This is a genomic window from Methylobacterium sp. WL19 (assembly GCF_008040005.1).
Lineage (GTDB): Bacteria > Pseudomonadota > Alphaproteobacteria > Rhizobiales > Beijerinckiaceae > Methylobacterium > Methylobacterium bullatum.
Genome location: NZ_VRVC01000060.1, coordinates 22937 through 29682, shown reverse-complemented (window position 1 = coordinate 29682; position 6746 = coordinate 22937). Strand labels below are relative to the sequence as shown.

The window sequence follows — 6746 nt, the reverse complement described above, 5'->3', positions numbered from 1 at the left end:
AGGGCCGCGACGGCGGGCCGGCGCCGCAGGCGGGATCGGCAGGCCGCCCGGCCCGGCGGAAATCGAGGATGGCGGAGGCGTAGGTCTCGACCACCTCCGAGAACGGCACCCGCTCGGCCGTGAACAGCACGGCGCGATGGCTGAACAGCCGGTCCGGAATCGCGAGCGGCGCGCAGGCGGGATCCGGCGGGACCGCTTGATCCCACCCGGGCGGCAAGGGCTGCCAGAGACGGTCCGCCCCAATGGTCTGGCGGGTGGTTCCCAGGGCTTGCACCGCCCTGCCGAACGGCGTGTCCGTGGTCTCGAGCAGGCGGTTCATCTTCGGCGTCAGCCGCTCGGGCACGTACCAATTGTCGGCCTCCGACAGGACGTGGTCGCCGCAGGCGAGCCGGACGCGGCGGTATTTCAGGACGGTGTCGGGTCCGGCGGCGAGGCGGCGGCGCGTCTCTTCCGAGGCGGGCTTGTCCACATCGCGCAGGAGGGTCGCCGTGAGCCGCGGGTCCGTCGCCATGCCGTGCTCGGAGCACCAGCCTTCGAGCGTCGCGGTGGCGCTGCGGCCCGCCAGGAGCCGCGCATTCAGCCCCTCCATCACCGCCAGCGCCTCGACCCGGCCGAGATAGGTGTCCGGCCAGGACGTGACGGATTGGGCGGATGCCGCACCGGCACCGGACAGAAAAATCGTGAGAGGAACGAGGCAGCGCCGGAAGCAGCGACGAGACACAACCCAAGGGCGATTTAGAATAATACTATACACGTTGACGAAGCCGTGCAAAAGTTGCGGGACCGAAGCCCGCGACGCCAGGTGATCTCTCGTGGAGCTCATCTTTCCCATCGAGTTCCTCGTCAGCGGCACACCGGTCTCGTTCCAATCGGCCCGACCGAGTTCCAAATCGCAGTGGAAGCAGAAGGTCCGGGCGGCAAGCGACGGCTCTTTGCCCGAGAACCACTTCGCCTGCGAGGGCAAACTCGCCGTGACGCTGTTCTACTTCCCGGTCGGCCCCGTGCAGGGCGACGTGGACAATATCGTCAAACTGGTTCTCGATGCCCTCAACCAGCATATCTACATGGACGATTCCCAGATCGAACGGGTAGTCATCCAGAAGTTCGAACCGCAGCGGGTGTTTTCTTTCACGCAGCCGAGCCCACTCCTGGCGGCGGCTCTGTCGGCACAGAAGCCGATCCTATACGTAAGGCTTTCGGACGATCCCTTCGAGGAACTGGCATGAGCGGCATGGAATCAGAACGGCCGGTCCTCGACCTCATCATCCCGGCACTTACGGATGCCGGCTACGAGGTCTATACTCACCCTTCACGCCAGCTTCTGCCCTCCTTCATGGGCGACTACGTTCCAGACGCCATCGCGCTTGGCAAACCAAAGAATCTGGCGATCGAAATCGTACGGGATGGCACGCGATCCGGAAGCCGGGAAAGGGTCGCTGACCGGTTCCTCGGTGTCACCGATTGGGAGCTTCGGATCTACTACGCCCGCTCCGGCGGCGGCGTGCCCGCCATCGACGGCGTGACGCCAGACATCATCGACCGCACGATCACGAAGGTCGAGGCCCTCATCGCGGCCGGCCAGATGGAAGCGGCTCTGCTGCTAGGCTGGTCGACCTTCGAAGCCATCGGGCGGGCCTTGATTCCGAACCGCCTGTCACACTCTCAATCGCCCGCACGGCTGATCGAGGAGCTCGCGGGCGAAGGCATCGTGACGCCGGACGAGGCGGATCGTCTTCGTCCCATCGCGAACCTGCGCAACGCCGTCGCCCACGGGGCCTTGCAGCGCGACCTCGATCGCACCGCCCTGGAGGATTTCGTCGCCACGCTGAAGCTCGTCCTCCACGAGAACCAGCCGGTCGGCGCTGGGGCCTGACCGCGCCCAGTAGTCAGAACTCGATCCCCTCCTGTGCCTTCACCCCGGCGGCGAAATGGTGCTTCACGCTGCCCATCTCGGTGACGAGGTCGGCGGCCTCGATGAGGGCCGGCTTGGCGTTGCGCCCGGTGACGATGACGTGGAGATCGGGCCGGCGCGCCCGGAAAGCCGCCACCACGGCGTCGATGGGCAGGTAATCGTAGCGCAAGGCGATGTTGAGCTCGTCGAGGAGGACGAGGCGGATGGTCGGGTCGGCCATCAATTCCTCGGCCTTGGCCCAGGCATGCTCGGCCGCCGCGATGTCGCGGGCTTTGTCCTGGGTCTCCCAGGTGAAGCCCTCGCCGAGCGTATGCCATTCGATCTGGTCGCCGAAAGCCTTCAGCGCGTGCTTCTCGCCGGTGTCCCAGGCGCCCTTGATGAACTGGACCACGCCGACCCGCCAGCCATGGCCCAAGGCGCGCAGGAGGAGGCCGAGCCCGGCCGTGGTCTTGCCCTTGCCGGGGCCGGTATTGACGATGAGGAGGCCCTTCTCGATCGTCTTGGCCGCGACCTCGGCGTCCTGGATGGCCTTGCGCTTCTCCATCTTCTCGCGATGCCGTTCGGCCTCCGGATCGTTCGTGTCTGACTCGCTCATGCGGCTGCTCCGGGTTGGGGTTTCACGATCATCGGCAGTCCCGCCACCATGAACACCACATGGTCGGCCCGCGCGGCGAGGCGCTGGTGCAGGCGCCCGGCCGCGTCGCGGAAGCGGCGGGCAAGCGCGTTGTCCGGCACGATGCCGAGCCCAACCTCGTTGCCGACGAGCACCACCGGCCCCGGCGCGCGATCGCAGGCCTCGATCAGCGCGACGGTCGCGGCCTCGACGTCCGCCTCGGACAGGATCAGGTTGGTGAGCCACAGGGTCAGGCAATCGACCAGCACCGGCCCGGTCGCCGCGGCGACGGCCTCGGCCAGGTCGATCGGTACGTCCCGGGTGATCCAATCGGCCGAGCGGCGCGACCGGTGAAGGGCGACGCGCTCGCGCATCTCGTCGTCCCAGGCCTGCGCGGTGGCGAGGTAGAGCCAGGGCGCCGGATGGGCTTCGACGAGGCGCTCCGCGTGCAGGCTCTTGCCCGAGCGAGCGCCGCCGAGGACCAGTGTCATTCTTGGGGAAGGCTGCCGCATGGCTTCCTTTAGCGCGAAACCGCCCTGCCCCGTCAAAGGCGGTAAAACGCTTTGGCGGCGCGTTGTCAGCGGTCGCGCGAGCGCGTAGAAGCGAGCTTCGGACGGTGCCCCGGTGACGGGGTGAAAAGGGAATGCGGTGAGGGCTCGCGCCTGAAACCGCAGCTGCCCCCGCAACTGTGAGCGGAGACGGGCCTGCCATCGGCCACCGGAGCGATCCGGGAAGGCGGCAGGACCGGATGACCCGCGAGCCAGGAGACCTGCCATCCGAAGGGGACCACATCGTCCTCCCGCTCGATCCTCGAACGCCGCCGGCGGGGCGGCCGGAGACCTGACACGATGACCACCAACACCCTCGTCCTTACCGGCACCCGCAGCAACGAGCGTCTCGGCGCGGTGCTCATGGCCGCTTTCCTCGGCCTCGGGCTCGTCTTCATGGCCGGTTTCGCCCCGGCGATGGCGCTGCACAACGCGGCCCACGATTTCCGGCACGCCCAGAATTTCCCCTGCCACTGACCGCCACGCGCTCAGTCAGGACCTGATTCCATGATGATCCGACTCGTGTCGGCGGCCCTGGTCGCCGGCTTCCTGGCGGCTGTCGTCGCCACGGGCTTGCAGTTCGCCCTCACCTCGCCGCTGATCATCGCGGCCGAGCGTTACGAGAGCGGCGAAGCCACGGCGCCGGCCGCGCAATGGATGCCGCGCGGCGCCTCGCCGGCCTCCCTCATCGTCCCCGTCCATTCGGGCCACGACCATGGCGGCAAGACGGACGGTGTCGAAGGCGGCGAGGTCGCACCGGCCTGGCAGCCCGGGCCCGGCCTGCCCCGTATGGTCTTCACCGCCCTCGCGACCCTGGTCGGCGGCGTCGGCTATGCCCTTTTGCTGGGCGCGGCTCTCATCGCCTGCGGGCGCGAGCCGAGCCCGGAAACCGGCCTGCGCTTCGCCATTGCGGGGTTCCTCGCCGTGGCTCTCGCCCCGGCCCTCGGCCTGCCGCCGGAATTGCCCGGCATGGAGGCGGCTCCGCTCGCCGAACGCCAGTTCTGGTGGATCATGACTGCGGCCGCCACCGCCATGGGGCTCTACCTCATCGCGATCCGCCGCTCCCCCATCGCCATCGCCGGAGGGATCGTGCTCCTCGTCGCACCGCATCTGGCAGGCGCTCCGGAGACGAGCCACGCCGCCTCCGCCCTGCCCCCGGGCTACGCGGCCCAGTTCGCCGCTCGGTCGCTGGGCATCGCCTTCGTGTTCTGGGCGGTGATCGGCCTCGCCTTCGGCTGGGCCTGGAACAGCGTCGGGCGCAAGAACCCAGCGACGTCGCATGCCTGACGAGGACATCCCGGCCGGCAACGCGGTCGCACTCTACGTCTGCGCCACCTGTCGCACGGCCGGCGACACGTCCGAGCCCCGCGCCGGGGCCCGCCTCGTCTCGGCGTTGCGCGAAGCGGTGACGGAAGCCGCCATCGAGGGCATCGCGGTCGAGAGCGTGGAGTGCCTGTCGGTCTGCAAGCGCCCATGCACGGTCGCCGTGGCGTCGGAGGGCCGCTGGACCTACGTCTACGGCGACCTCGACCCGATCGAATCCGCCAGGACCATCCTCGCGGGCATCGGCCTGTACGCGGAGACGCCCGACGGCATCGTGCCCTGGAAGGCACGGCCGGAAGCGTTCCGCAAAGGTGTCGTCGCCCGCATTCCCCCGTTTCCTCCGCCGCGCGCGGACAGAATTCCGGACGCCGCCGAATGAGCATCGTCGAGAAGATTCCCTGCACGATCGTCACCGGCTTCCTCGGAGCCGGCAAGACGACCCTCGTGCGTCACCTCGTGGAGAATGCCGGCGGTCGTCGGCTCGCCATCATCGTCAACGAGTTCGGCGATATCGGCTTCGACGGATCGTTCCTGGCCGCCTGCGGCATCGAGGGCTGCCAGGACGAGGACATCGTGGAACTGGCCAATGGCTGCATCTGCTGCACCGTGGCGGACGATTTCGTGCCGGCCCTGAACAAGCTGCTCGACCGGGCCGACCCGCCCGAGCACATCCTCATCGAGACGTCCGGCCTCGCTCTGCCGAAGCCCCTGGTCCAAGCCTTCCACTGGCCGGCGATCCGCTCGCGGGTGACCGTGGACGGGGTGATCGCGGTCATCGACGGCCCCGCCGTCGCTGCCGGCTTCTTCGCCGACGATCCGGCGGCCCTCGCCGCCCAGCGGGCCGACGATGCCAGCGTCGATCACGACAACCCGCTGGAGGAGGTGTTCGAGGACCAGCTCCTCTGCGCCGACCTCGTAGTCATGAACAAGGCCGACCTCCTCGACGAAGCCGGCAAGGCCAAGGTCCGCGCCGAGGTGGAGCGCCAGCTGCCGCGCGCGGTGAAGATGGTCGAGGCCGAGCATGGCCGCCTCGATCCGCGCGTGATCCTCGGTCTCGGCGCCGCCGCCGAGGACGATCTCGACGCCCGCCCCTCGCATCACGGCGAGGGCGAGGATCACGATCACGACGATTTCGACTCCGTGGCCATTGCCGTGCCTGCCACGGCGAGCGCCGAGGATCTGGCCGCCCGCGTCGCCCGCGCCGCCGAGACCAGCGGCGTCCTGCGGATCAAGGGCTTCGCCGAGGTCACCGGCAAGCCGATGCGCCTCGTGGTCCAGGGCGTCGGCGCCCGCATCGCCCATCATTACGACCGCCCCTGGCGGGCGAGCGAGAACCGCGACGGCCGGCTCGTGGTCATCGGGCTGAAGGGTTTCGACCAAGGGGCGGTGGCAGCCGCCCTGGCGGGGTGAGCGCGTTGACCGCCCGACGGATCCCGGCGCGCGGGTGCCGCGGCCTCGTGGTCGCGTCCGGCCTGGCGGCTCTCGCGGCGATCGGTGGGTGCTCGGATTCACGTCCGCCCAAACCGGAGTTTCAGGCCTCGGACAGCCGGGCGATGGCACGCCTCTCTCCGGTGGCTCGCCCTCTCGCCCAGACGGGCGATGCGAAGCTCGCCTATACCCACGACCTGACCATCGGATTACCGCCCCAGCGGGTGAACCCGCATTTCGAGGCGGCCCGCGACCGCTGCCTGAACGAGGCGGCCCTGAAATGCATCCTCGTCGCTGCGTCCATCGACGATGGCCGGAGGCCTGCGGGCCGTCCGCAGGCCCAGGTCCAGGTCCGACTGCCGCATGAATCCGTTGCTCCCTTCATGGCCTTCGTCACGTCGCCCCTGCCCGGCGAGGCGACGGGCGACGTCGTGCTCCGGAGCCAGTCGACGCGTGCCGACGACCTGACGGATGCCATCGAGGATGGCGGCCGGCGCTTGGCCCAGCTCACCGCCTATCGCGCCCGGCTCGATGCGATCGCCGCACGGCCCGACCCGCGCGTGGAGGATCTGATCCGCATCGCGCAGGAATTGGCGCAGGTTCAGTCGCAGATCGAGGAAGCCGATGCCAAACAGCGCGGCCTGAGCCAGCGCGTCGACACGGAGCTCGTCTCCGTCGCCCTGCGCTCCGACGAGGCGCGCGCCGGGCCCCTCGCCCCCGTGGAGGAAGCCTGGGCCCAGGCGGGCCAGACCTTCGGCGCGAGCGCAGGATCGGCCTTGCGCTTCGTCGTCGCCGGCCTGCCATGGTTACCGCTGGTGCTGATCGGCGTGCTTCTCCTTCGCGCGCTGTGGCGCCGGCGCGGCCGCCGAAGCGCCATGACCGAGCGGACGTCCTCCAGGGCACAGCCATGACGGCGCGCCGC

10 protein-coding genes and 1 riboswitch are annotated in these 6746 nt (G+C 69.3%); of the genes, 7 read left to right on the top strand and 3 right to left on the bottom strand.

Going from position 1 to position 6746, the window contains the following annotated elements; translation table 11 throughout:
* The coding region (locus FV220_RS13465; RefSeq protein ID WP_246689455.1) for a hypothetical protein at positions 1-721 on the bottom strand (721 nt) is incomplete at its 3' end.
* A gap of 91 nt (positions 722-812) precedes the next feature.
* On the opposite strand from FV220_RS13465, the gene FV220_RS13460 reads away from it, so the two are divergent.
* Together FV220_RS13460 and FV220_RS13455 are read left to right on the top strand one after the other, a co-directional pair.
* Positions 813-1226, top strand: coding sequence for a RusA family crossover junction endodeoxyribonuclease (locus FV220_RS13460; protein WP_147831946.1), 414 nt, complete (start codon positions 813-815; stop codon positions 1224-1226).
* Positions 1223-1873: a hypothetical protein gene (locus FV220_RS13455; RefSeq protein WP_192216263.1), complete on the top strand. Its 651-nt coding sequence runs from the start codon at positions 1223-1225 to the stop codon at positions 1871-1873. Before FV220_RS13460 ends, FV220_RS13455 begins: the two co-directional genes overlap by 4 nt.
* A gap of 13 nt (positions 1874-1886) precedes the next feature.
* Here the strand turns inward: FV220_RS13455 and cobO are convergent, their stop codons facing one another.
* Positions 1887-2507, bottom strand: a complete 621-nt coding sequence (gene cobO, locus FV220_RS13450) for a cob(I)yrinic acid a,c-diamide adenosyltransferase (protein ID WP_147831941.1) — start codon at positions 2505-2507, stop codon at positions 1887-1889.
* Positions 2504-3016 (bottom strand): bifunctional adenosylcobinamide kinase/adenosylcobinamide-phosphate guanylyltransferase, encoded by a 513-nt coding sequence (cobU, locus tag FV220_RS13445; protein ID WP_147831939.1) that lies wholly within the window; start codon positions 3014-3016, stop codon positions 2504-2506. The genes cobO and cobU overlap by 4 nt, the downstream gene beginning before the upstream one ends.
* A 106-nt stretch (positions 3017-3122) precedes the next feature.
* Positions 3123-3317, top strand: a riboswitch (cobalamin riboswitch).
* Positions 3318-3373: 56 nt separating this feature from the next.
* Here cobU and FV220_RS13440 point away from each other — a divergent pair.
* The 5 genes from FV220_RS13440 (at position 3374) to FV220_RS13420 (ending at position 6735) form a co-directional block, all read left to right on the top strand.
* A complete protein-coding gene (locus FV220_RS13440; protein WP_018045261.1) occupies positions 3374-3550 on the top strand; it encodes a CbtB-domain containing protein in 177 nt (58 codons plus the stop codon).
* A gap of 30 nt (positions 3551-3580) precedes the next feature.
* On the top strand, positions 3581-4360 hold the full coding sequence (locus FV220_RS13435; RefSeq protein WP_056140112.1) for a CbtA family protein: 780 nt from the start codon (positions 3581-3583) through the stop codon (positions 4358-4360).
* The gene (locus FV220_RS13430; protein ID WP_147831937.1) at positions 4353-4775 is read left to right on the top strand and encodes a DUF1636 domain-containing protein; all 423 of its coding nucleotides are present in this window, start codon (positions 4353-4355) and stop codon (positions 4773-4775) included. Before FV220_RS13435 ends, FV220_RS13430 begins: the two co-directional genes overlap by 8 nt.
* Positions 4772-5806, top strand: a complete 1035-nt coding sequence (gene cobW, locus FV220_RS13425) for a cobalamin biosynthesis protein CobW (RefSeq protein WP_147831935.1) — start codon at positions 4772-4774, stop codon at positions 5804-5806. Before FV220_RS13430 ends, cobW begins: the two co-directional genes overlap by 4 nt.
* 143 nt (positions 5807-5949) lie before the next feature.
* Positions 5950-6735: a DUF4349 domain-containing protein gene (locus tag FV220_RS13420; protein WP_238254044.1), complete on the top strand. Its 786-nt coding sequence runs from the start codon at positions 5950-5952 to the stop codon at positions 6733-6735.
* Positions 6736-6746: the final 11 nt, after the last annotated feature.

Coding starts and splice junctions, on each gene's coding strand:
- FV220_RS13455 (WP_192216263.1), top strand. CDS start 1,223: ATGAGCGGCATGGAATCAGAACGGCCGGTCCTCGACCTCATCATCCCG.
- cobO (WP_147831941.1), bottom strand. CDS start 2,507: ATGAGCGAGTCAGACACGAACGATCCGGAGGCCGAACGGCATCGCGAG.
- cobU (WP_147831939.1), bottom strand. CDS start 3,016: ATGACACTGGTCCTCGGCGGCGCTCGCTCGGGCAAGAGCCTGCACGCG.
- FV220_RS13440 (WP_018045261.1), top strand. CDS start 3,374: ATGACCACCAACACCCTCGTCCTTACCGGCACCCGCAGCAACGAGCGT.
- FV220_RS13435 (WP_056140112.1), top strand. CDS start 3,581: ATGATGATCCGACTCGTGTCGGCGGCCCTGGTCGCCGGCTTCCTGGCG.
- FV220_RS13430 (WP_147831937.1), top strand. CDS start 4,353: ATGCCTGACGAGGACATCCCGGCCGGCAACGCGGTCGCACTCTACGTC.
- cobW (WP_147831935.1), top strand. CDS start 4,772: ATGAGCATCGTCGAGAAGATTCCCTGCACGATCGTCACCGGCTTCCTC.
- FV220_RS13420 (WP_238254044.1), top strand. CDS start 5,950: ATGGCACGCCTCTCTCCGGTGGCTCGCCCTCTCGCCCAGACGGGCGAT.